1 protein-coding gene is annotated in these 755 nt (G+C 39.5%); it reads left to right on the top strand.

The features are described 5' to 3' along the window. The first annotated feature begins 144 nt into the window (after positions 1–144). Positions 145–738, top strand: a complete 594-nt coding sequence (locus tag CXF58_RS01220; protein ID WP_011959997.1) for a recombinase family protein — start codon at positions 145–147, stop codon at positions 736–738. The last annotated feature ends 17 nt before the right edge of the window (positions 739–755 follow it).

Genomic DNA, 755 nt, shown 5'->3' on the forward strand with positions numbered 1-755 from the left:
CCTATCATTAGCCTATACCCAAAACATAAAACCTTTAAATGATAATCTATCTATCATTAGACTTTTTTATATTATTAAATGATAGTAATATCTTGTTATTATCAATGAGCACTAATTATTAAGTCTAAATAATAGAGGTGGGTTATGACTGTTCGTATTTATGTGAGAGCCAGCACTAAGGATCAAGACGCTACCAGAGCATTGGCTGATTTGGTGGCTTTCAGTACAAGTTATGATGATAACCATGTTGAGTACGTCGAGCATTTCAGTGGTACAAAGCTCGATAGACCATTATTAGCCAAGCTGCTAAAGGACGCTGAGCAAGGCGATATTCTACTGGTTGAAAGCGTGGATAGATTAAGCCGATTATCTCAAGATGATTTTGCAATTCTAAAGCAGCGTATCAAAGACAAAGGCTTGCGATTGGTGGTGGCTGATCTACCAACGACGCATACAGTTAATAATGGCATGACAGGTGAGATCCTAACAGTGATTAACCATATGCTGATCGACTTATTAGCAACGATGGCAAAGCTTGATAACGACAAGCGTAGAGAGCGTATCAAGCAGGGATTGGCTAACAGTGGCTATAAGCCCTCCGGTAAGAAGCCTAATACAACGAAACACAATCGTATTAGAGAATTAGACAGTCAAGGCAATATGACAAAAGAGGAAATCGCTAAGGCAGTTGGTGTTGGCGTAGCTACTGTTTACCGGGTGTTAAAGCCAGGCTCATAGCTGAGGTATTTTATTTT

This window comes from Psychrobacter sp. Sarcosine-02u-2 (genome assembly GCF_002836335.1).
GTDB classification, from domain to species: domain Bacteria; phylum Pseudomonadota; class Gammaproteobacteria; order Pseudomonadales; family Moraxellaceae; genus Psychrobacter; species Psychrobacter faecalis.

Bases quoted from the DNA above. Each gene is read 5' to 3' on its own strand.
- CXF58_RS01220 (WP_011959997.1), top strand. From the start codon at position 145: ATGACTGTTCGTATTTATGTGAGAGCCAGCACTAAGGATCAAGACGCT.